Source organism: Pseudomonas sp. KB_15 (assembly GCF_052114525.1).
In the GTDB taxonomy this organism is placed as follows: domain Bacteria; phylum Pseudomonadota; class Gammaproteobacteria; order Pseudomonadales; family Pseudomonadaceae; genus Aquipseudomonas.
The window spans coordinates 86,658-108,483 of record NZ_JBFREX010000020.1 but is presented as its reverse complement, the minus strand read 5'-3'; the positions used below and the strand labels follow the sequence as shown (position 1 = coordinate 108,483).

Genomic DNA, 21,826 nt, shown 5'->3' with positions numbered 1-21,826 from the left:
GCCCTATAATCTAGCCACTTTGTTTGTGGAGTCCGTTATGCCGAATCTACGTCTCGCCGATCTGACCGCCGAAATCGAAGCCAACGTGCGCCGTGCGTTGCGCGAAGACATCGGCAGCGGCGACATCACCGCGCAATTGATCCCGGCCGAACGCCTGGCCAAAGCCACCATCATTACCCGCGACGCCGCCGTCATCAGCGGCACCGCCTGGGTGGATACCGTGTTTCGGCAACTGGACCCACGGGTGGCGGTGCACTGGCAGGTTGCCGACGGCGAACGGGTGACGCCCAATCAGGTGCTGTTCCACCTCGAAGGACCTGCGCGCTCACTGCTGACCGGCGAACGCAGCGCCCTGAACTTCCTGCAATTGCTCTCCGGCGTGGCAACCCGCGCTCAATACCTGGCGGACTTCGTGGCCGAGACTCAGGTCAAGCTGCTCGACACCCGCAAAACCTTGCCGGGGCTGCGCCTGGCGCAGAAGTACGCCGTGACCTGCGGCGGTTGCCACAACCACCGCATCGGCCTGTATGACGCCTTCCTGATCAAGGAAAACCACATCGCCGCCAGTGGCGGCATCGCGCAGGCCATCGCTGCCGCGCACAAGATCGCCCCGGGAAAACCGGTAGAGATTGAAGTGGAAAGCCTGGAGGAACTGAAAGAAGCACTGGCGGCCGGTGCCGACATCATCATGCTCGACGAACTGAGCCTGGACGACATGCGCGAAGCCGTGCGCCTGAATGCCGGCAAAGCCAAGCTGGAGGCCAGCGGCGGGATCAATGAAAGCACGTTGCTGCCGATTGCACAGACCGGGGTGGATTACATTTCGATCGGTGCGATGACCAAAGATGTGAAGGCGGTCGATCTATCGATGCGCCTGAGTCTCTGATCACACGGATGTGAGTTGCCAAAACTGTAGGAGCGAGCTTGCTCGCGATGAGGGTGGCACATTCAAGAAATGTGCAAGCTGACACGCCATCATCGCGAGCAAGCTCGCTCCTACATGAGTGTCACACCACCAGATTGTTCATCTCGCAGTACTCTTCCCACTCGACGCCCAACACCTCGGCCGCCTCCTTGTGCAGCTTCAGGCGTTCTGTCTCGTACTCCTGCGGCGTTGAGGTGTACTTGAGCGTCAGTTCCCACGGCTGCAAGCCCTGGGCCTCCGCCTCGTCCTCGAACGCCCATTGAATCTGGTCTTTCTGATCATCGGGACTCAAGTCCTTGATCTCGTCCATCAGCTCGGGGGCATCCAGCACGTATTTCTTCAGCGCTTCTTCGTGTCGGGCTTCCTGGGTCATCTCTTTATCGGTCATGGCGTTCTCGCTGATCTGGGAATGGAAGATGGATCTGGATCTTCAAGGATCTCTCTGACACAAAAACCGGATCAGACCCGGTTTATCTGGCCTTCAGAACCATTCTGGATCATCTGAAAACTGCTGGGCGTTGCTCAGGCAGGCTCCGAATATAGGACGTTTGGCCGCGGATTTACACGTCTCTTTGCATCTCCCCGCAAAAAGTTGTGCACACGATGTTTTGATGATGGCGGGAATATAAATTCAAACAGCGATCGGGACCGCGAACTCGAGAACCTCAAGCGTACCGTCGAGGACCTGAGCAGAAAGGTGAAATGACCAAGGGGGATATGGTGCCCGAGACAGGAATCGAACCTGCGACCTTCGCGTTACGAGTGCGCTGCTCTACCGGCTGAGCTACACGGGCGGTGGGCTAAACCTAGCACTGAGTTTCGACTCCGGCAACTTCGCCAATCATCTCAGTGATCTACAGACAAAAAAATGCCCCACCGTTTTCACGGCGGGGCATTTTTTAAAACGTTGAAGCGGTCAGGCGTGGGGCGTGATTAAACGCCCGAAGCCTTGGCAGCTGCCACGTCTTTGATGGACAGCTTGATACGGCCGCGGTTGTCCACGTCCAGTACCAGTACTTCCACTTCCTGGCCTTCTTTCAGGATGTCGGTCACTTTCTCAACGCGAGCATCGCTCAGCATGGAGATGTGAACCAGACCGTCCTTGCCCGGCAGGATGTTGACGAATGCGCCGAAGTCGACGATGCGCTCAACCTTACCGACATAGATCTTGCCGATTTCGGCTTCAGCGGTGATGCCCAGAACGCGCTGACGGGCAGCTTCTGCCGCTTCCTTGGTTTCGCCGAAGATCTTGATCGAACCGTCGTCTTCGATGTCGATCGAAGCCTTGGTCTCTTCACAGATCGCACGAATGGTCGCGCCGCCTTTACCGATGACATCACGGATTTTGTCGGTGTCGATTTTCATCGCGATCATGGTCGGAGCGTTGGCCGACAGTTCGGTACGCGACTGGCCAATGATCTGGTTCATCTGGCCGAGGATGTTCAGGCGCGCTTCCAGGGCTTGGCCCAGAGCGATCTCCATGATTTCTTCGGTGATGCCCTTGATCTTGATGTCCATCTGCAGCGCGGTGACGCCTTTGGCGGTACCGGCTACCTTGAAGTCCATGTCGCCCAGGTGGTCTTCGTCACCCAGGATGTCGGTCAGGACGGCGAATTTCTCGCCTTCTTTAACCAGACCCATGGCGATACCGGCAACCGGCGCCTTCATCGGCACGCCGGCGTCCATCAGGGCCAGGGAAGCACCGCAAACGGAAGCCATGGAGCTCGAACCGTTGGATTCGGTGATTTCCGAAACCACGCGGATGGTGTACGGGAACACGTCAGCGGCAGGCAGCATGGCCGAAACCGAACGACGGGCCAGACGGCCGTGACCGATTTCGCGACGACCGGCGCCACCCATGCGACCACACTCGCCCACCGAGAACGGAGGGAAGTTGTAGTGCAGCATGAACGGGTCTTTTTTCTCGCCTTCCAGGGTGTCCAGCAGCTGCGCGTCACGGGCGGTGCCCAGAGTCGCGACTACCAGGGCCTGGGTTTCGCCACGGGTGAACAGTGCCGAACCGTGGGTCTTTGGCAGAACACCGACTTCGATGTTCAGCGGACGCACGGTGCGAGTGTCACGACCGTCGATACGTGGCTTGCCGTTTACGATGTTTTCGCGAACGGTGCGGTATTCGATTTCGCCGAAAGCCGCTTTGACTTCACCGGAAGAAGGCTGGCCTTCTTCACCGGACAGCTTGGCAACGACCTGATCCTTCAACTCACCCAGGCGAGCGTAACGGTCGGCCTTGACGGTGATGGTGTAAGCCTGGGAGATCGCCTCGCCGAACTCGGCACGGATAGCGCCCAGCAGTTCGGTAGCTTCAGGCTGTGGAGCCCAGGTCCAGGTTGGCTTGGCAGCTTCGGCAGCCAGTTCTTTGACAGCGTTGATCACAACCTGGAATTCGTCGTGAGCAAACAGTACCGCGCCCAGCATCTGGTCTTCGGTCAGCTCTTTGGCTTCCGACTCAACCATCAGCACAGCGTCCGAAGTACCGGCAACGACCATGTCCAGGCTCGAAGCAGCCTGTTGCTCGTAAGTCGGGTTCAGCAGGTAGCCGGTGCTTTCGTGGAACGCAACGCGGGCAGCGCCGATCGGGCCATCGAAAGGAATGCCGGAGATGGCCAGGGCAGCCGAGGTACCGATCATCGCAGCGATGTCCGGATCGGTCTTCTTGCTGGTGGAAACGACGGTGCAGACAACCTGCACTTCGTTCATGAAGCCTTCCGGGAACAGCGGACGGATCGGACGGTCGATCAGTCGGGAAGTCAGGGTTTCTTTCTCGGAAGGACGGCCTTCGCGCTTGAAGAAACCGCCGGGGATCTTGCCGGCAGCGTAAGTCTTTTCCTGGTAGTGAACAGACAGAGGGAAGAAGCCCTTGCCTGGATCGGCTTGCTTGGCACCGACTACGGTCACCAATACGCTGACGTCGTCGTCAACGGTGACCAATACTGCGCCGGAGGCCTGACGGGCGATACGGCCAGTCTCGAGGGTAACGGTCGACTGACCGAACTGGAATTTTTTGATTACCGGGTTCACGGTGTCCTACCTTCTTTGTGGCTCTTGGGGGAACTGGTTTCTTGCGAAATTCTTGGGCAACGCCGGGAATCGGCCCGACCGGTTGTCCGGGGTGTACTCACACAGGTAATACGGTAAAGCAGACATCCAGATAAAACTTGAGGCTGGGAGCCTGCCATGCGCCGGCGGGAAACCCGCTGACGCACGACAGACAACCAACCTCTAGCGCAATCGCTTATTAGCGACGCAGACCCAGGCGAGCGATCAGAGCGCTGTAACGGCTCACGTCCTTGCCTTTCAGGTAGTCCAGCAGCTTACGACGCTGGTTAACCATGCGGATCAGACCACGACGGGAGTGGTGATCTTTACCGTTGGCCTTGAAGTGACCTTGCAGTTTGTTGATGTTGGCGGTCAGCAGTGCAACTTGCACTTCTGGCGAACCAGTGTCACCAACAGCTTGCTGGTAGTCAGCTACGATTTGAGCTTTTTCTTGAACGTCGAGAGCCATGAGGCAATCCTTTTATCAGGAAACTGTTTCAGAAACAGTTTCAACAGGCCAGGGACAAATCCCTGTATCTAAAAATGAGTAGTGACCGTGCCTGTTAACAGCCACCCTCGTCCGGTCATTCTGACCGAATCAGTCGACGCGGCGCGATGCGCCCGTCTTCGCTCACTTCACCGATACCGATGAAGCGACCATTGTGATCCTGTACCCGTACCATGCCGAACTTCGGAGCATCCGGGGCACGTACCGGCTGGCCGTTGAGCCAGTAGAACGCGCTCGCTTCCGAGAACTGCAACAGTGGCCAATCCAGCAGGCCGCTGTCCGATGGCATCAGGAAGCGATCGACCGCTTCGTTGCCGCCTTCGGCATGTACCGCTTCCAGCTCTTCCAGGGTAACCGTCTGCGCCAGGGTGAATGGCCCGGCCTGGGTACGTCGCAGTTCTGCAACGTAAGCGCCACAACCGAGTTGCTCACCGATATCCTCCACCAGGGTACGGATATAGGTGCCTTTGCTGCAATCCACCGCCAGCCGCGCAGTATCGCCTTCGAAGGCCAGCAATTCCAAGCGCGTAATAGTAACAGAACGCGGTTCGCGCTCCACTACTTCACCAGCACGGGCCAACTTGTACAGCGGCTGCCCATCACGCTTGAGTGCCGAGTACATCGGCGGTATCTGACTGATTTGCCCACGAAATTTCGGCAGTACAGCCTCGATATCGGAGCGACCAACGGTCACCGGACGCTCCTGCAAAACTTCACCTTCGGCATCCGCCGTGGTGGTGGTCTTGCCCAGTTGCGCCAGGGTTTCATAACCCTTGTCGGAATCGAGCAGGTACTGCGAGAACTTGGTGGCCTCGCCGAAGCACAGCGGCAACACGCCTGTGGCCAAGGGATCGAGACTGCCGGTGTGTCCGGCCTTCTCGGCATTGAGCAACCAGCGAACCTTCTGCAAGGCCGCGTTGGAGGTGAACCCCAGCGGCTTGTCGAGCAGGATGATGCCACTGACGTTACGACGGATACGTTTGACCTGAGCCACCGATTACTCCTTGGTGTCTTCGGCTTCTGCCGCAACCGGATGCTGATTGTCTTCAGCCACTGCGCGCTCGATCAATGCCGACAGGTGCGCACCACGCACGACGCTTTCGTCGTAGTGGAAGTGCAGCTGTGGAACGCTGCGCAGCTTCATCTCGCGAGCCAGCTGCATGCGCAGGAAGCCGGCGGCGGAGTTCAGCACCTTGATGCTTTGTGCGATTTCTTCGGCGCTGTCCTGCCCCATCACGGTGATGAAGATCTTGGCGTGACCGACGTCACGACTGACTTCCACTGCGGTAATGGTGACCAGGCCGACGCGCGGGTCTTTGACTTCACGACGGATCAGTTGTGCCAGCTCACGCTGCATCTGATCGCCGATACGCTGGGTACGGCTATATTCTTTTGCCATGTATTGTTACCTGTTACTGCCCCACGGTGAAACCCGCAAGGTCTGAAAGCGGCAAACGCCCGGCCTGACAAAAGCCAGACCGGGCGTTGCGTTTAGAGTCCTGGTGACGAGCTGCGCATTTGCATGCGGCTACCCGTCACGGCTCCTGAAGTGCGCGAGTTAGAGGCTGCGAGCAACCTGCACCTTCTCGAAGACTTCGATCTTGTCACCGACCTTGACGTCGTTGTAGCTCTTCACGCCGATACCGCATTCCATGCCGGCACGTACTTCGGAAGCGTCATCCTTGAAGCGGCGCAGGGATTCCAGCTCGCCTTCGAAGATAACGATGTCTTCACGCAGTACACGGATTGGACGGTTACGGTGAACGACACCTTCGATCACCATGCAACCTGCGATCGCGCCAAACTTCGGCGAACGGAACACGTCACGCACTTCGGCGATACCCAGGATGTTCTCGCGAACATCGCTGCCGAGCATACCGGTCAGGGCTTTCTTGACGTCTTCGATGATGTCGTAGATCACGTTGTAGTAACGCATGTCCAGACCTTCCTGCTCGACGATCTTGCGCGCGCCGGCATCGGCACGCACGTTGAAGCCGAACAGTACAGCGTTGGAGGCCAGCGCCAGGTTGGCATCGGACTCGGTGATACCACCGACGCCGCCACCGACCACACGCACTTGCACTTCGTCGTTACCCAGGCCGTTCAAGGCACCGTTCAACGCTTCCAGCGATCCACGGACGTCGGATTTGAGGACGATGTTGAGCGTCTTCTTCTCTTCCTGACCCATGCTTTCGAAGATGTTTTCCAGCTTGCCGGCGTGAGCGCGAGCCAGTTTGACTTCGCGGAACTTGCCTTGACGGAACAGAGCCACTTCACGGGCTTTCTTCTCGTCGGCAACCACGCTCATCTCGTCGCCGGCATCCGGAGTACCGTCCAGGCCGAGGATCTCGACAGGGATGGCAGGACCGGCTTCCTTGATGGCTTTGCCGTTCTCGTCGAGCATGGCGCGAACACGGCCATAGTTCGAACCGACCAGGACCATGTCGCCCTGACGCAGGGTACCGTCTTGAACCAGCACGGTAGCCACTGGGCCACGGCCCTTGTCCAGGCGGGATTCAACCACGACACCACGGCCAGGAGCCGATGGGGTTGCAGTCAGTTCCAGGACTTCGGCTTGCAGCAGAACGGCTTCGAGCAGTTCGTCTACACCGGTACCCATCTTCGCCGAAACCGGTACGAATGGCGTGTCACCACCCCACTCTTCCGACGTCACGCCGTGAACCGACAGTTCGCTACGGATACGATCGAGGTCAGCACCTGGCTTGTCGATCTTGTTCACCGCGACAACCAGCGGAACGCCAGCAGCCTGAGCGTGCTGAACAGCTTCGATGGTTTGCGGCATCACGCCGTCGTCCGCTGCAACCACGAGGATCACGATGTCGGTCGCCTTGGCACCACGGGCACGCATCGCGGTGAACGCGGCGTGACCTGGGGTGTCGAGGAACGTCACCATGCCACGGTCGGTTTCAACGTGGTACGCACCGATGTGCTGGGTGATACCACCGGCTTCGCCAGCAGCAACCTTGGCACGACGGATGTAGTCGAGCAGGGAAGTCTTACCGTGGTCAACGTGGCCCATTACGGTCACGACCGGCGCACGGGAAACTGCCTCGCCTTCAAACTTCAGGGACTCGGCCAGGGAATCTTCCAGGGCGGTGTCGCTGACCAGGGTCACTTTGTGGCCCAACTCCTCAGCCACAAGCTGAGCAGTTTCCTGATCCAGTACCTGGTTGATGGTCGCTGGAGTACCCAGTTTGAACATGAACTTGATGATTTCAGCAGCCTTCACCGACATCTGTTGAGCGAGATCGCCAACAGTGATGGTTTCGCCGATCTTCACTTCGCGCACGACAGGGCCGGTCGGGCTCTGGAAACCGTGAGCGTTGCGCTTCTTCAGCTTGGCCTTGCCGCGACCACCACGACGGAAGCCATCGCTTTCTTCGTCGGTAGTACGTGGAGCAACGCGTGGAGCCGGCGCCTTTTCCTTGACCGAAGCACGATGCGGAGCGTTTTTGCGCTCGCCATCGCCGCCACCGCGACGACTGTTGTCGTCGGCACGTGGTTTGTCCGGACGACGCTGTTCGTCACGCTTGCGAGTGTCTGCCGCAGGCGCCGGAGCGGCTGCCACGACCGGTGCGCTTTCACGCACTGGCTCGGCTACCACAGCAGGCGCTGCAACAGGTTCGGCAGGAGCGGTCTGCGCAGCAGCAGGCTGGCGGCGCGCTTCTTCTTCGGCGCGACGCTTGGCTTCTTCTTCAGCCTTCTGACGTGCAGCATTTTCTACTGCGCGACGTTCATCCAGTTCACGCTTGCGCTCGGCTTCGATTTCTTCCGGGCTGCGCTGTACGAAGACTTTCTTCTTGCGTACTTCAACGCTGATGCTTTTGCTGCCAGCAACCCGCAGGGTGCTGGTGGTTTTACGCTGCAGCGTAATCTTGCGTGGTTCTTCCACTTTCGCCTTGTGACTGCTTTTCAAGTGAGTCAGCAACGATTGCTTCTCACTGTCAGTCACATGTTCTTCGGCGGCGGTGTGCGGCAGACCTGCCTCACGCATCTGCTGCAACAGGCGCTCTACCGGTGTTTTGACCTCATCGGCCAGTTGTTTCACCGTGACTTGCGTCATGCACTTCTCTCCTCAGGCCGCGCCTAATTACTCGAACCAGTGGGCTCGGGCGGCCATGATCAACTTGCCGGCACGATCATCGTCAATGCCGTCGATGTCGAGCAGGTCGTCAATAGACTGCTCGGCCAGGTCTTCGCGGGTAATTACGCCGCGCACCGCCAGTTCCATCGCCAAATCCTTGTCCATACCCTCAAGCGAGAGCAGGTCTTCGGCCGGATGGGCGTCTGCCAGCTTTTCCTCAGTAGCGATGGCTTTGGTCAACAAGCGATCCTTGGCACGAGCGCGAAGCTCGTTGACGATTTCCTCGTCAAAGCCGTCGATGTTGAGCATTTCTTCCAACGGTACGTAGGCAATCTCTTCCAGGCTGGTGAAGCCTTCATCAACCAGCACCTGAGCCAGCTCTTCGTCGACTTCCAGCTCGTCGATGAAGTTGCGCAGGATGTCGCCGGTTTCTGCTTGCTGTTTAGCCTGGATGTCCGATTCGGTCATCACGTTCAGGGTCCAGCCAGTCAACTGGCTGGCCAGACGCACGTTCTGACCACCGCGACCGATGGCCTGAGCCAGATTGTCTGCGCCAACGGCGATGTCCATTGCGTGGGCATCTTCGTCAACGATAATTGCCGCAACCTCGGCCGGGGACATGGCGTTGATCACGAACTGAGCCGGGTTGTCGTCCCACAGAACGATGTCAACACGCTCACCGCCCAACTCACCCGACACTGCCTGGACGCGCGAACCGCGCATACCGATGCAAGCGCCTTGCGGGTCGATGCGTTTGTCCTTGGAGCGAACGGCGATCTTGGCGCGCGAACCCGGATCACGGGACGCAGCCATCACTTCGATCAGGCCTTCGGCAATTTCCGGCACTTCGATGCGGAACAACTCGATCAGCATTTCCGGCGCGGTACGCGACAGGATCAACTGCGGGCCGCGGTTCTCGGTGCGGATTTCCTTGAGCAGCGCACGCAGGCGCACGCCAACCCGGAATGTTTCGCGAGAAATGATGTCTTCACGGGCCAGCAACGCTTCAGCGTTGTTGCCCAGATCGACGATCACGTTGTCGCGGGTGACTTTTTTCACGGTGCCGGAGATGATTTCACCCAGGCGCTCGCGGTAAGCGTCAACAACCTGAGCGCGCTCGGCTTCGCGTACTTTCTGCACGATGACTTGCTTGGCAGTCTGTGCAGCAATGCGGCCGAACTCGATGGATTCGATTTTCTCTTCGACAACGTCACCGACCTTGGCGCCAGGATGCGTTTCGGCAACCTTGCTCGGCCAGGTTTCGATGGCCGGATCGTCCAGGTCTGCTTCCTCGACGACCGTCCAGCGACGGAAAGTCTCGTAAGCGCCAGTGTGGCGATTGATTTCCACACGCAGATCAACTTCGTCTTCAAAACGCTTTTTGGTCGCAGTGGCCAGAGCCAGCTCCAGCGCTTCAAAAATCACGTTTGCCGGTACGCCCTTTTCATTGGATACCGACTCAACAACCAGCAGTACTTCTTTGCTCATCGTACGCCTCGCCTTTCGCAAGCCATTGGATCCGCGGGATCCGCAGTATCTGGCACGCCTCAGTCAAAACTGGGAATAATGTTGGCCTTGTCGATCATATCGATCGGCAACAGGAACTCATGGTCTTCTACTTGCACCACGACATCCTGCTCTTCTACGCCGCGCAGAAGGCCCTGAAAGTTGCGTCGTCCTTCAAAAGGCGAGCGCAGCTTGATCTTCACTTGTTCACCGGCAAATTTTGCAAACTGCTCAAGAGTGAACAGCGGGCGTTCCATGCCAGGCGAGGAAACTTCAAGGGTGTATTCAACGGCGATTGGATCTTCAACATCCAGCACACCGCTGATCTGACGGCTGACGATGGCGCAATCGTCCACCAGCACGCCGCCTTCTTTATCGATATAAACGCGCAACATTGAGTGGCGACCCTGGGCCGAAAACTCAATACCCCAGCATTCATAGCCTAGGGCCACGACCACCGGGGCCAGCAAGGCCTGCAACTCTTCTAGCTTGCTCGACACCTGAACCCCCTAGTGCATGTATGTGCATGCTATGCAAAATAAAAAAATGGGCTAAACGCCCATCCTTGAAACGCCGTCGAACAGCGGCGTTGAAAGTGTCCAGCTAACAAAAAGCCCCTTAAAAGGGGCTCCTTAAACTGGTTGCGGGGGCCGGATTTGAACCGACGACCTTCGGGTTATGAGCCCGACGAGCTACCAGACTGCTCCACCCCGCGACAAAGCTGGGGCGGAAGTATACGACCGATCCCCTACAGGGTCAATGTAACCTTCCACCTGCAAGAAAGCCCGCAACAGCGGGCTCTCCTGACTAATTGGTACCGAGAAGGGGACTCGAACCCCTACACCCTATGGGCACAACCACCTCAAGGTTGCGTGTCTACCAATTCCACCACCTCGGCAATACTACGTTTGAAACCCTTCTTACTTCTGCTCTTGAGCTGGAGGTACGTCAGTCGCTGGAGTAGCCGACTTTTGCTCTTGAAGCACCGGGACATCATCAGAAGCCGGTTGTTGCTTTGGAACTTCCAGTACCGCCGGGTTTGGGAGACCTACTTGAGTCAGCTGGTGAGCCTTCTCTTTAGCAAAGTAACCTAACCCCAAGCTGGTTATGAAAAAACCTGCGGCAAGTATAGCAGTAAACTTACTAAGAAAGGTAGAGGAACCTTGGCTTCCGAACACAGTATTTGAAGCACCTGCTCCGAAAGACGCGCCAGCGTCCGCACCTTTACCCTGCTGCAGCAAAACCAGAGCTACTACGCCCAATGCACCCAGCAGATGAAAAACGACTACGACTGTTTCCAGCATTTTTTCAGTTTCCCGCGGCGCGACAAATCGCACCGAACTCATCTGCATTCAGGGAAGCCCCACCAATGAGACCCCCATCGATATCCGGCATGCCGAACAGTTCGACCGCATTGGCCGCCTTCACGCTGCCGCCGTATAGAAGCCGCACACCTTGTGCGACCTCAGAATTCTCTGCCGCCAACTGGGCGCGAATGGCTGCGTGCACATCCTGCGCCTGTTGTGGCGTAGCAGTCAGCCCGGTGCCAATGGCCCAGACCGGCTCGTAAGCGATCACCGCCTTGGCAAAGGCACCGACACCCAGCTCCTCAATGATACTGCCCAGCTGACGCGAGACAACCTCAAGAGTCTTACCGGCTTCACGCTGCTCAAGGGTTTCCCCTATGCACAACACCGGAATCAAGCCACATGCCTGCGCCGCTGCGAACTTGCGGATCAGCACTGCGTCCTGCTCGCCCATGATCTGGCGGCGCTCGGAGTGCCCGACAAGCACCAGGGAACAACCTGCATCCACCAACTGACTCGGTGCAACTTCACCGGTCAACGCACCTTGCCCGGATTCCACCGCAGAGTTCTGCGCGCCGACCGAAATCGACTTTCCTTTCAAACCATCAATCACTTGATTGATATGCAGGAAAGGCGGGAATACCGCGACATCAACACCGCTCGGCAAGGCCAAGTCACGAAGGCCGTTGATCAGCTCAGCGACGCTGGCGCGGGTACCGTGCATCTTCCAGTTACCAGCTACCATAGGGCGACGCATGCTGTACCTCGTCGGTCAAAGTGGGCGCAGATGTTACCCAACACAATCAAGGCTGGCAAGCCGAATTCAGGCAGAAACTTCAGTAACCAGTTTTGCCAGCTCTTCGGCATAGCCACGAACCTGCGTTTCGTCTTCGCCTTCGACCATCACACGCACCAGCGGTTCGGTTCCGGACTTGCGCAACAGCACCCGCCCACGCCCCGCCATGGCCTTGGTCACACGCTCGCTGGCTTCCTTGACCGACGGATGGTCGAGAGGGCTTGCGCCACCACCGAAACGCACATTGATCAGCACCTGAGGGCACTTGCGCAGCGCCTGCCGGGATTGCGCCAGACCTTCGTTACGCCTGCTCAGCGCCATCAACACCTGCAGCGCCGCGATAATTGCATCACCCGTGGTGGTGTGGCTGAAACACACGATGTGTCCGGAGTTTTCACCACCCACAATCCAGTTGCGCTCCAGCAGCTCGGCAATGACATAGCGGTCACCGACATTGGCACGCACGAATGGAACACCCAGATCAGCAAGGGCCAGCTCCAGCCCCAGGTTACTCATCAGGGTTCCAACTACGCCGCCCTGCAGCTTGTTGTGCTCATGCAGATCACGGGCAATGATGAACAGCAATTCGTCGCCATCCACCACCGCCCCCGTGTGATCGACCATCTGAACGCGGTCACCGTCACCATCGAAGGCGATACCCAGATCGGCCTGTTCAGCGACGACGGCAGCCTGCAGCTGCCCCATATGGGTCGAGCCGCAATTGTCGTTGATATTCAAACCATTCGGCTGCGCCGACAGCACGACGACCTCAGCGCCCAACTCGCGGAACACGCTCGGCGCCACTTTGTAAGTCGCACCGTGGGCGCAGTCGATCACGACTTTCATACCCGAGAAGCTGGTGCCGGTCGGCACGCTGCTCTTGCAGAATTCGATATAACGCCCCGACGCATCGTTGATTCGCGACACCTTGCCGATCTTGCTCGACTCCACCACGGTCATTGGCGTATCGAGCAACTCTTCGATCATCAGCTCGACTTCATCCGGAAGCTTGGTGCCCTTGCCGGAGAAGAACTTGATGCCGTTGTCATCATGCGGATTGTGCGACGCACTGATCACGATGCCGGCCTCGGCGTGAAAGGTGCGCGTCAGGTAGGCAATCGCCGGGGTCGGCATCGGACCAAGGAGCATTACATCGGCACCTGCGGAAGTAAGCCCCGCCTCAAGTGCAGACTCGAACATGTAGCCGGAGATCCGGGTGTCCTTACCTACCAGGACCTTGCAGGCGCCCATCTTGCGGAACGCCATACCTGCAGCCCAGCCAAGCTTGAGCATGAAATCAGGAGTAATCGGGTATTCACCGACGCGCCCACGAATACCATCGGTGCCAAAATATTTTTTGCTCATAAGTGCTCCATCATTCTTATTCGGCTGATTCCACTGCGGCGATCATCCGGACCACATCCATTGTTTCGGCTACATCATGGACGCGCAATATACGCGCACCTTTCGCCGAAGCCAGTGCCGCGAGCGCCAAACCACCATACAGTCGGTCTTCCACCGGACGATTCAATGCCTGACCAATCATGCTCTTTCGCGAAACCCCGACCAACAGGGGTCGCCCCAAGGCATGCAGGGCTTCCATATGTTTGAACAAGCTCAGGTTGTGCTGCAAGGTCTTGGCGAAGCCAAAGCCGGGGTCAAGAATGATCCGCTCAGCTGGAATACCCGCCATTGAACACTGATGCATGCGCTCGGCGAGAAACTCACCGACTTCCCTTGTAACGTCCTGATACTGCGGATTGTCCTGCATATCGCCTGGTTCTCCCAGCATATGCATCAGGCAAACCGGTAGTCCGGTGGCTGCCGCTGCATCCAGTGCGCCATCGCGACGCAACGAACGCACATCATTGATCAACCCGGCACCCAGGCGCGCAGTTTCACGCATGACCGCTGGCGTGGAGGTATCGACCGAGATGATGACGTCCAACTCGCGACTGATGCGCTCGACAATGGGCGCTACGCGCTCCAGCTCCTCCAGTGGCGACACCGCCCTGGCACCAGGACGAGTGGATTCGCCACCGACATCGATCAGCGTCGCGCCGGCCGCCACCATGGCCTCGGCATGGCGCATGGCCGCGTCGAGCTGGCTGTATTGGCCACCATCGGAGAAAGAATCAGGAGTGACATTGAGAATACCCATGACATGCGTCTGGGCCAAATCAAGAACCCGGTTGCCGCAAGGCAACCGGGTCGAGGACTGAACAGAAGTCATTTCAAACCTTATACGTCAGCAGCAGGACCGCCGATCGGCGTTTCCGGACGCTCATCCTGCACCACCGGAGGGGTGCCGGAAGTACCCGTGCCACCCGACCAGTCGCGCGGTTCACGAGGCGGACGACCCGCCATGATGTCGTCGATCTGCTCGGCATCGATGGTTTCGTACTTCATCAAGGCATCAGCCATTGCATCGAGCTTGTCACGGTTGTCCGTGAGAATCTGCTTCGCCGTGCCATAGCACTGATCGATGATGCTGCGCACCTCGGAGTCGATCAGCTTGGCTGTCTCACCCGAGAAGCTTGCATTCTGACCACCGCCGCCGCGACCGAGGAACACTTCACCCTCTTCTTCGGCATACATCAACGGGCCGAGCTTTTCCGAAAGACCCCACTTGGTCACCATGTTCCGCGCAATCTGGCTGGCGCGCATGATGTCGTTGGAAGCACCGGTGGTCACGCCATCGAAGCCCAGGGTCATTTCTTCAGCGATACGACCGCCGTACAGCGAGCAGATCTGGCTGATCAATGCACGCTTGGACAGGCTGTAACGATCTTCTTCCGGAAGGAACATGGTCACACCCAGCGCACGACCGCGCGGGATGATCGACACCTTGTACACCGGATCATGCTCAGGCACGACACGCCCCACAATGGCGTGGCCCGCTTCGTGGTAAGCCGTATTCTGTTTTTCTTTCTCGGACATGACCATGGATTTGCGCTCGGCGCCCATCATGATCTTGTCTTTCGCCAGTTCGAATTCCTTCATCTCGACGATGCGCTTGCCGGCACGGGCAGCGAACAGCGATGCCTCGTTCACCAGGTTGGCCAGATCGGCACCCGAGAACCCCGGAGTACCACGAGCGATCACGGCCGGAGCAACGTCGTCGCCCATCGGCACTTTGCGCATGTGAACCTTGAGAATCTGTTCGCGACCACGGATGTCTGGCAGACCAACCACAACCTGACGGTCGAAACGACCTGGACGCAGCAGCGCAGGGTCCAGCACATCAGGACGGTTGGTGGCAGCAATCACGATGATGCCGTCATTCATTTCAAAGCCGTCCATCTCGACCAGCAACTGGTTGAGAGTCTGCTCGCGCTCGTCGTGACCACCACCCATTCCGGCACCACGATGGCGACCGACGGCGTCAATCTCGTCGATGAAGATGATGCATGGAGCGTGCTTCTTGGCCTGTTCGAACATGTCGCGAACACGGCTGGCACCCACACCGACGAACATTTCGACGAAGTCGGAACCGGAAATAGTGAAGAACGGTACCTTGGCTTCGCCAGCGATGGCCTTGGCGATCAAGGTTTTACCGGTACCCGGAGGACCGACCATCAGGACACCGCGAGGAATGCGGCCACCGAGGCGCTGGAACTTGCCCGGATCACGCAGGAACTCGACCAGCTCACCGACTTCTTCCTTGGCTTCGTCGCAACCGGCAACGTCAGCCAGGGTAGTTTTCACCTGATCTTCGGAGAGCAGGCGCGCCTTGCTCTTACCGAAGCTCATCGGTCCGCCCTTGCCACCTGCACCGCCCTGCATCTGCCGCATGAAAAACATGAACACGGCGATGATCACCAGGATCGGGAAGCTGGCGACCAGAAGTTGAGTCCAGATGCTTTGCTGCTCAGGCTGCTTGCCTTCGACCACGACGTGGTTATCCACCAGGTCGCCGATCAGGCCGTTGTCCTGGATCGCCGGGCGAATGGTCTTGAAGCTGTCGCCATCGTTGCGTTTGCCGGTAATCACGTAGCCATCAACCGCCACGCGCTCGACCTTGCCATCCTTGACCTGCTGGATGAAGTCGGAATAGTTGAGGGTCTGCGGCTCGTTAGGGCTGGAGAAGTTGTTCATCACCGTCACCAGGACAGCCGCGATGATCAACCACAGGATCAGATTCTTTGCCATATCGTTCAATTAACTACCCTCTGAAGCAAGCTCCGCTACTGGCGCGCGCTTCGCATGATATTCACCGGCCTAACTTACTACATTACCTACAACTTGGCAGGCGCCGTCTGTAACCCTTTGTGAAACACTTCCTACACAATATTCGCTAATTCTGACAAGGCGTAATACAAAAATCCTATCACCCTGATCGAAAATTCACTCATTCCTCACTGCGACCGCGGAAACCGCGGCCCAGCAGGTACTGCTCGCGAGAACGGTCGCGCGACGAGGTCGGTTTGCGCATCTGCACCTTCTCGAACTGCTGGCGAACGCTCTTGTGGAATTCGTCGAAACCTTCGCCCTGGAAGATCTTGATCAAAAAATCACCACCGGGCTTGAGCACCCGCGTCGACAGATCCAGTGCCAATTCGCACAGGAACATCGCGCGCGGCATATCAACGGCCGGCAATCCACTCATATTGGGGGCCATGTCGGAAATCACAAGGTCTACTTCTTTATTTCCGACGGCGTCGAGAATCTGGGCCAGCACGGCATCCTCGGTAAAGTCGCCTTGAATGAAGGTGACGTCGGGGATGCTGTCCATTTCAAGAATGTCAGAAGCGATCAGTGTGCCCTGCCCACCAATCAGACGACTGGTCACCTGGGACCACCCACCGGGCGCCGCACCAAGGTCGATTACGCTCATACCAGGGCGGATCAGGCGATCCTTTTCCTGGATCTCCAGCAGCTTGTAGCTGGCGCGGGAACGGTACCCGTCTTTTTGTGCCATTTTGACGAATGGGTCGTTGAAATGTTCTTGCAGCCACTTAAGGCTTGTCTTGGAACGGGCCACGGGATACCTCGGAAATAAAACGGGTCGTGATTAACTGGGCGGTCCCGGACTCGCTCGGGTAAACTGGCCGCCGCTTTTTACAAGATCAGACGCAGGGGTCAGATTATGCCGCTCACTCAAGAGCAGAAGAAACAGTACAAATCCATTGGCCACCATCTGAAACCAGTTTTGATTGTGGCAGACAATGGTTTGACTGAAGGTGTGTTAGCCGAACTCGAACGCGCTTTGGCGGATCACGAGCTGATCAAGATCAAGCTCAACATCCTCGATCGCGAATCGCGCCTGGCGTCCATTGCAGAGCTGTGCAAGGTCGGCAAAGCGGATCTGGTTCAGGTCATCGGCAAGATGGCACTGATCTACCGCAAGAACTTCAGCGTCAACAAGCAGCTGTCGAACGTCCATCGCTTCAAGTGATGGCAAGGGTCAAGGGTGTGCTTCGCGCACCCTGCCACTCCATCCCGGTATCGGCTGCAACACCAGCACCAGCCCGGAAAAACCCAGAACAAGATAGCTGAACGACTGCCAACGCACGGCATCCGGCCAGCCGAAACGCACCGCGAAGTACATCGCACACGCATACAGCGCCATCAGCAGCAGTTGCCCGCGAATATCCCGCCATAGACTGACAAGGCCCTCGGCCTTTATCAGCACCAAAGCCTGAAATATCACACACGCCGTAGCGAACCCCACTACCAGCGTATTGAGCATGCCTGCGATTTCGTCGATCAGTAGCGGCGCCAGGCCAATTCGCCCCAGCACCGGCAACAGACCGATTTGCAATAGCCACAAGCCGCCGACCCACAACATCTGGGTCAGCTGCCAAAGCGTGGCGCCCGCTCGAAACGGGCGCTGGCCTTCAGATGTGGCGAACTTCGACAATCTCGTACTCGATAACGCCGCCAGGCGTCTTGACTGCAACCACATCACCCTCTTCCTTGGCAATCAAGGCGCGGGCAATCGGCGAGCCGACAGAGATCTTGCCAAGCTTGATGTCAGCCTCGTCCTCACCAACGATCTGGTAAGTCACGCTTTCATCGGTTTCGACGTTGGCGATTTCCACGGTGGTACCGAAAATCACCTTGCCGCTGTGAGGAATGGTCGTCACATCGATAATCACCGCATTCTGCATGCGGCCTTCGATATCACGGATCCGCGCCTCGACCATACCCTGCTGCTCACGGGCAGCGTGGTATTCGGCGTTTTCCTTCAAGTCACCCAACTCGCGGGCCGTACCGATGTCCTGGCTGAGCTTCGGACGAACGACCTTGGTCAGGTGAGTGTGCTCTTCTTCCAGGGCGCGAGCGCCCTGAACGGTCATTGGGTACTTCGTTATGCTCATGCCTTCAATCCTGCGTGTAGATCCTGCAAGCGGCGTACGGTCTTCTCGGGACCGAACTTCAGCGCTTCGCAGATGGCTTCGCCAGCAGCAATGGTGGTGGTGCAGTAAATCTTGTGCTGCAGGGCATTACGACGAATGGAGTACGAATCAGCGATCGACTGACGACCTTCGGTGGTGTTGATGATCAGCGTGACTTCGTCATTCTTGATCATGTCGACCACGTGCGGACGACCCTCGGTCACCTTGTTCACACGGCGCACTTTCAGGCCTGCCGCTTCGATCAGCTTGGCAGTACCGGCAGTGGCGACCACTTCGAAGCCCAAGTTGATCAGATCACGGGCCACGCCCGCAACCAGCGGCTTGTCGTCGTCACGTACGCTGATGAACGCAGTACCGCCGGTCGGCAACACTTCGCTGGCACCCATCTGGGCCTTGGCGAACGCTTCACCGAAGGTGTCGCCCACGCCCATCACTTCGCCGGTGGACTTCATCTCAGGGCCGAGGATCGGGTCAACGCCAGGGAATTTGGCGAATGGGAACACCGCCTCTTTCACGCTGTAGAAGTTCGGAATGATTTCCTTGGTGAAACCCAGTTCTTTCAGGGTTTTACCGGCCATCACGCGAGCAGCGATCATCGCCAGGGAAACACCGATGCACTTGGACACGAACGGTACGGTACGGGAAGCGCGCGGGTTGACTTCGATGACGTAGATGTCTTCGCCTTGCAGCGCCAACTGAACGTTCATCAGGCCGACTACACCCAGTTCCAGGGCCATTTTCTTGACCTGTTCGCGCATCTCGTCCTGGATGTGCGCCGGCAGCGAGTACGGCGGCAGCGAACATGCGGAGTCACCGGAGTGAACGCCGGCCTGCTCGATGTGCTGCATGATCGCGCCGATTACCACGTCCTTGCCGTCGCAGACCGCATCCACGTCCATTTCGATGGCGCAGTTGAGGAAGTGGTCCAGCAGTACCGGGCTGTCGTTGGACACTTGAACCGCTTCGCGCAGGTAGCGCTTGAGTTCTTCTTCTTCGTAGACGATTTCCATCGCACGACCGCCCAGTACATAGGACGGACGCACCACCAGCGGATAACCGATCTTGGCGGCGGCACGAATGGCTTCATCTTCGCTGCGCACGGTGGCGTTTGGCGGCTGACGCAGGTTCAGGCGCTGGACCATTTGCTGGAAGCGCTCACGGTCTTCGGCACGGTCGATGGCGTCCGGGCTGGTGCCAATGATCGGCACGCCAGCGGCTTCCAGGGCACGCGCCAGTTTCAGCGGGGTCTGGCCGCCGTACTGGACGATCACGCCTTTCGGCTTCTCGACGCGAACGATTTCCAGCACGTCTTCCAGGGTCACTGGTTCGAAGTACAGGCGATCGGAAGTGTCGTAGTCGGTGGAAACGGTTTCCGGGTTGCAGTTGACCATGATGGTCTCGTACCCGTCATCGCGCAGCGCCAGTGCCGCGTGTACGCAGCAGTAGTCGAACTCGATGCCCTGGCCGATACGGTTCGGACCGCCGCCCAGGATCATGATCTTGTCGCGACCCGATGGTGCGGCTTCGCACTCTTCTTCGTACGTCGAGTAGAGGTACGCGGTGTCGGTGGCGAACTCGGCAGCGCAGGTATCGACGCGCTTGTAGACCGGGAAGATTTCCAGCTTGTGACGGTGAGCGCGCAGGCTCTTCTCGGTCACACCCAGCAACTTGGCCAGGCGCATATCGGAGAAGCCTTTGCGCTTGAGGCGGAACATCAGATCGCGGTCGATGCTGGTCAGACCCAGGGTCTTGACCTTCTCTTCGTCCTTGATCAGATCTTCCATCTGCACCAGGAACCAAGGATCGATCATGGTCATGCCGAAGATGTCTTCAACGCTCATGCCGGCGCGCATGGCGTCCGCCACGTACCAGATACGCTCGGCGCCCGGCACGGTCAGCTCGCGCTTGAGCACGCTCATGCTTTCCGGATTGGCCAGGTCAACCTTCTCGTCCAGACCGCAAACACCGACTTCCAGACCGCGCAGGGCTTTCTGCAGGGATTCCTGGAAGGTACGGCCGATGGCCATGACTTCGCCTACCGACTTCATCTGAGTGGTCAGGCGCGCGTCAGCCTTGGCGAACTTCTCGAAAGCGAAGCGTGGCAGCTTGGTGACGACGTAGTCGATGGACGGTTCGAAGGACGCCGGGGTCTTGCCGCCGGTGATGTCGTTCGACAGCTCGTCCAGGGTGTAGCCCACAGCCAGCTTGGCCGCGACCTTGGCAATCGGGAAACCGGTAGCTTTCGAAGCCAGGGCCGAGGAACGGGATACACGCGGGTTCATCTCGATCACGACCATGCGGCCGGTGTTCGGGCAGATACCGAACTGAACGTTGGAACCGCCGGTTTCCACGCCGATCTCGCGCAGTACCGCCAGGGAGGCGTTACGCAGGATCTGGTATTCCTTGTCGGTCAGGGTCTGTGCCGGAGCCACGGTGATCGAGTCACCGGTGTGCACGCCCATCGGGTCAAAGTTTTCAATGGAGCAGACGATGATGCAGTTGTCCTTCTTATCGCGGACAACCTCCATCTCGTACTCTTTCCAGCCGATCAGGGATTCGTCGATCAGCAGCTCTTTGGTCGGCGACAGGTCCAGACCACGGGCGCAGATTTCTTCGAATTCTTCACGGTTGTAAGCAATACCGCCGCCAGTGCCGCCCATGGTGAAGGACGGACGGATGATGCACGGGAAGCCGAGCTTCTCGAGGACCGCGTTGGCCTCTTCCATGCTGTGGGCAATACCGGACCGCGGGCACGCCAGGCCGATGGACTTCATGGCCTTGTCGAAACGCGAACGGTCTTCAGCCTTGTCGATGGTATCGGCGTTGGCACCGATCATCTCTACGCCGAACTTCTCCAGAACGCCTTCGCGCTCCAGGTCCAGGGCGCAGTTCAGAGCAGTCTGGCCGCCCATGGTTGGCAGCAGCGCGTCCGGACGCTCTTTCTCGATGATCTTGGCAACGGTCTGCCACTTGATCGGTTCGATGTAGGTGGCGTCGGCCATGGCCGGGTCGGTCATGATGGTGGCCGGGTTGGAGTTCACCAGGATGACGCGGTAACCCTCTTCGCGCAGGGCTTTGCAGGCCTGGGCGCCGGAGTAGTCGAATTCGCAGGCCTGGCCGATCACGATCGGGCCAGCACCGAGAATCAGGATGCTTTTAATGTCTGTACGTTTTGGCATGGGTTTGTCACTCAAATCCGCAGGTCAGTCGGCAAGCCGTCTTGTTCAATCTCTGAAGACTTGAGGGGGCCACCGGTGTCG

General features: G+C 58.2%; 19 protein-coding genes and 3 tRNA genes. 2 read left to right on the top strand and 20 right to left on the bottom strand.

What is annotated here, in order from left to right:
* The first annotated feature begins 37 nt into the window (after nucleotides 1-37).
* Nucleotides 38-886 (top strand): carboxylating nicotinate-nucleotide diphosphorylase, encoded by an 849-nt coding sequence (gene nadC, locus AB4Z35_RS17760; protein WP_108229182.1) that lies wholly within the window; start codon nucleotides 38-40, stop codon nucleotides 884-886.
* Nucleotides 887-1,007: 121 nt separating this feature from the next.
* On the opposite strand, the gene AB4Z35_RS17755 is transcribed toward nadC, so the two are convergent.
* From AB4Z35_RS17755 to rlmE, 17 genes are all read right to left on the bottom strand, one after another.
* Entirely contained in the window at nucleotides 1,008-1,313 is a 306-nt protein-coding gene (locus AB4Z35_RS17755; protein WP_442098366.1) for a DUF6388 family protein, read from the bottom strand.
* A 330-nt stretch (nucleotides 1,314-1,643) separates the two neighbouring features.
* Nucleotides 1,644-1,719, bottom strand: a tRNA-Thr gene (locus tag AB4Z35_RS17750).
* Between the two features lie 139 nt (nucleotides 1,720-1,858).
* Nucleotides 1,859-3,964 carry a polyribonucleotide nucleotidyltransferase gene (gene pnp, locus AB4Z35_RS17745; RefSeq protein WP_442098365.1) on the bottom strand — a complete coding sequence of 702 codons (2,106 nt, stop codon included), beginning with the start codon at nucleotides 3,962-3,964 and terminating at the stop codon, nucleotides 1,859-1,861.
* 217 nt (nucleotides 3,965-4,181) lie between these two features.
* Nucleotides 4,182-4,451 carry a 30S ribosomal protein S15 gene (gene rpsO / locus AB4Z35_RS17740; RefSeq protein WP_011332409.1) on the bottom strand — a complete coding sequence of 90 codons (270 nt, stop codon included), beginning with the start codon at nucleotides 4,449-4,451 and terminating at the stop codon, nucleotides 4,182-4,184.
* A 115-nt stretch (nucleotides 4,452-4,566) separates the two neighbouring features.
* A complete protein-coding gene (gene truB, locus AB4Z35_RS17735) occupies nucleotides 4,567-5,484 on the bottom strand; it encodes a tRNA pseudouridine(55) synthase TruB (protein WP_007993603.1) in 918 nt (305 codons plus the stop codon).
* Nucleotides 5,485-5,487: 3 nt separating this feature from the next.
* On the bottom strand, nucleotides 5,488-5,889 hold the full coding sequence (rbfA, locus tag AB4Z35_RS17730) for a 30S ribosome-binding factor RbfA (RefSeq protein WP_007973108.1): 402 nt from the start codon (nucleotides 5,887-5,889) through the stop codon (nucleotides 5,488-5,490).
* 159 nt (nucleotides 5,890-6,048) lie between these two features.
* Nucleotides 6,049-8,574, bottom strand: coding sequence for a translation initiation factor IF-2 (infB, locus tag AB4Z35_RS17725; RefSeq protein ID WP_442098364.1), 2,526 nt, complete (start codon nucleotides 8,572-8,574; stop codon nucleotides 6,049-6,051).
* Between the two features lie 27 nt (nucleotides 8,575-8,601).
* Nucleotides 8,602-10,083, bottom strand: coding sequence for a transcription termination factor NusA (gene nusA, locus AB4Z35_RS17720; RefSeq protein ID WP_007988680.1), 1,482 nt, complete (start codon nucleotides 10,081-10,083; stop codon nucleotides 8,602-8,604).
* Nucleotides 10,084-10,142: 59 nt separating this feature from the next.
* The gene (gene rimP / locus AB4Z35_RS17715) at nucleotides 10,143-10,601 is read right to left on the bottom strand and encodes a ribosome maturation factor RimP (protein WP_007993601.1); all 459 of its coding nucleotides are present in this window, start codon (nucleotides 10,599-10,601) and stop codon (nucleotides 10,143-10,145) included.
* Nucleotides 10,602-10,739: 138 nt separating this feature from the next.
* Nucleotides 10,740-10,816, bottom strand: a tRNA-Met gene (locus tag AB4Z35_RS17710).
* A 97-nt stretch (nucleotides 10,817-10,913) separates the two neighbouring features.
* Nucleotides 10,914-10,999: transfer RNA gene (locus AB4Z35_RS17705), tRNA-Leu, on the bottom strand.
* Between the two features lie 22 nt (nucleotides 11,000-11,021).
* Entirely contained in the window at nucleotides 11,022-11,405 is a 384-nt protein-coding gene (gene secG / locus AB4Z35_RS17700; protein ID WP_017336473.1) for a preprotein translocase subunit SecG, read from the bottom strand.
* A gap of 4 nt (nucleotides 11,406-11,409) precedes the next feature.
* On the bottom strand, nucleotides 11,410-12,165 hold the full coding sequence (tpiA, locus tag AB4Z35_RS17695; RefSeq protein ID WP_442098363.1) for a triose-phosphate isomerase: 756 nt from the start codon (nucleotides 12,163-12,165) through the stop codon (nucleotides 11,410-11,412).
* A 66-nt stretch (nucleotides 12,166-12,231) separates the two neighbouring features.
* On the bottom strand, nucleotides 12,232-13,569 hold the full coding sequence (gene glmM, locus AB4Z35_RS17690; protein ID WP_442098362.1) for a phosphoglucosamine mutase: 1,338 nt from the start codon (nucleotides 13,567-13,569) through the stop codon (nucleotides 12,232-12,234).
* 16 nt (nucleotides 13,570-13,585) lie between these two features.
* The gene (folP, locus tag AB4Z35_RS17685; protein WP_442098360.1) at nucleotides 13,586-14,437 is read right to left on the bottom strand and encodes a dihydropteroate synthase; all 852 of its coding nucleotides are present in this window, start codon (nucleotides 14,435-14,437) and stop codon (nucleotides 13,586-13,588) included.
* Nucleotides 14,438-14,445: 8 nt separating this feature from the next.
* Nucleotides 14,446-16,356 carry an ATP-dependent zinc metalloprotease FtsH gene (gene ftsH, locus AB4Z35_RS17680; protein WP_033051913.1) on the bottom strand — a complete coding sequence of 637 codons (1,911 nt, stop codon included), beginning with the start codon at nucleotides 16,354-16,356 and terminating at the stop codon, nucleotides 14,446-14,448.
* 199 nt (nucleotides 16,357-16,555) lie between these two features.
* Nucleotides 16,556-17,188, bottom strand: coding sequence for a 23S rRNA (uridine(2552)-2'-O)-methyltransferase RlmE (rlmE, locus tag AB4Z35_RS17675; RefSeq protein ID WP_007988685.1), 633 nt, complete (start codon nucleotides 17,186-17,188; stop codon nucleotides 16,556-16,558).
* A 105-nt stretch (nucleotides 17,189-17,293) separates the two neighbouring features.
* Here rlmE and AB4Z35_RS17670 point away from each other — a divergent pair, with 105 nt between their 5' ends.
* Nucleotides 17,294-17,602, top strand: a complete 309-nt coding sequence (locus tag AB4Z35_RS17670) for a YhbY family RNA-binding protein (RefSeq protein WP_007942889.1) — start codon at nucleotides 17,294-17,296, stop codon at nucleotides 17,600-17,602.
* A gap of 9 nt (nucleotides 17,603-17,611) precedes the next feature.
* Here AB4Z35_RS17670 and AB4Z35_RS17665 read toward each other — a convergent pair whose 3' ends face one another.
* The 3 genes from AB4Z35_RS17665 to carB are packed head-to-tail and all read right to left on the bottom strand — an operon-like array spanning nucleotide 17,612 to nucleotide 21,745.
* The gene (locus AB4Z35_RS17665; RefSeq protein ID WP_442098393.1) at nucleotides 17,612-17,995 is read right to left on the bottom strand and encodes an MFS transporter; all 384 of its coding nucleotides are present in this window, start codon (nucleotides 17,993-17,995) and stop codon (nucleotides 17,612-17,614) included.
* A 49-nt stretch (nucleotides 17,996-18,044) separates the two neighbouring features.
* Nucleotides 18,045-18,521, bottom strand: a complete 477-nt coding sequence (gene greA / locus AB4Z35_RS17660) for a transcription elongation factor GreA (RefSeq protein ID WP_033051914.1) — start codon at nucleotides 18,519-18,521, stop codon at nucleotides 18,045-18,047.
* A 2-nt stretch (nucleotides 18,522-18,523) separates the two neighbouring features.
* On the bottom strand, nucleotides 18,524-21,745 hold the full coding sequence (carB, locus tag AB4Z35_RS17655) for a carbamoyl-phosphate synthase large subunit (RefSeq protein ID WP_007993593.1): 3,222 nt from the start codon (nucleotides 21,743-21,745) through the stop codon (nucleotides 18,524-18,526).
* Between the last annotated feature and the right edge of the window lie 81 nt (nucleotides 21,746-21,826).

What these genes read in the sequence shown, in the direction of transcription:
- AB4Z35_RS17755 (WP_442098366.1), bottom strand. Translation starts at nt 1,313, where the DNA reads ATGACCGATAAAGAGATGACCCAGGAAGCCCGACACGAAGAAGCGCTG.
- glmM (WP_442098362.1), bottom strand. Translation starts at nt 13,569, where the DNA reads ATGAGCAAAAAATATTTTGGCACCGATGGTATTCGTGGGCGCGTCGGT.
- rbfA (WP_007973108.1), bottom strand. Translation starts at nt 5,889, where the DNA reads ATGGCAAAAGAATATAGCCGTACCCAGCGTATCGGCGATCAGATGCAG.
- tpiA (WP_442098363.1), bottom strand. Translation starts at nt 12,165, where the DNA reads ATGCGTCGCCCTATGGTAGCTGGTAACTGGAAGATGCACGGTACCCGC.
- AB4Z35_RS17670 (WP_007942889.1), top strand. Translation starts at nt 17,294, where the DNA reads ATGCCGCTCACTCAAGAGCAGAAGAAACAGTACAAATCCATTGGCCAC.
- AB4Z35_RS17665 (WP_442098393.1), bottom strand. Translation starts at nt 17,995, where the DNA reads ATGTTGTGGGTCGGCGGCTTGTGGCTATTGCAAATCGGTCTGTTGCCG.
- secG (WP_017336473.1), bottom strand. Translation starts at nt 11,405, where the DNA reads ATGCTGGAAACAGTCGTAGTCGTTTTTCATCTGCTGGGTGCATTGGGC.
- nadC (WP_108229182.1), top strand. Translation starts at nt 38, where the DNA reads ATGCCGAATCTACGTCTCGCCGATCTGACCGCCGAAATCGAAGCCAAC.
- infB (WP_442098364.1), bottom strand. Translation starts at nt 8,574, where the DNA reads ATGACGCAAGTCACGGTGAAACAACTGGCCGATGAGGTCAAAACACCG.
- nusA (WP_007988680.1), bottom strand. Translation starts at nt 10,083, where the DNA reads ATGAGCAAAGAAGTACTGCTGGTTGTTGAGTCGGTATCCAATGAAAAG.
- carB (WP_007993593.1), bottom strand. Translation starts at nt 21,745, where the DNA reads ATGCCAAAACGTACAGACATTAAAAGCATCCTGATTCTCGGTGCTGGC.
- ftsH (WP_033051913.1), bottom strand. Translation starts at nt 16,356, where the DNA reads ATGGCAAAGAATCTGATCCTGTGGTTGATCATCGCGGCTGTCCTGGTG.
- folP (WP_442098360.1), bottom strand. Translation starts at nt 14,437, where the DNA reads ATGACTTCTGTTCAGTCCTCGACCCGGTTGCCTTGCGGCAACCGGGTT.
- rpsO (WP_011332409.1), bottom strand. Translation starts at nt 4,451, where the DNA reads ATGGCTCTCGACGTTCAAGAAAAAGCTCAAATCGTAGCTGACTACCAG.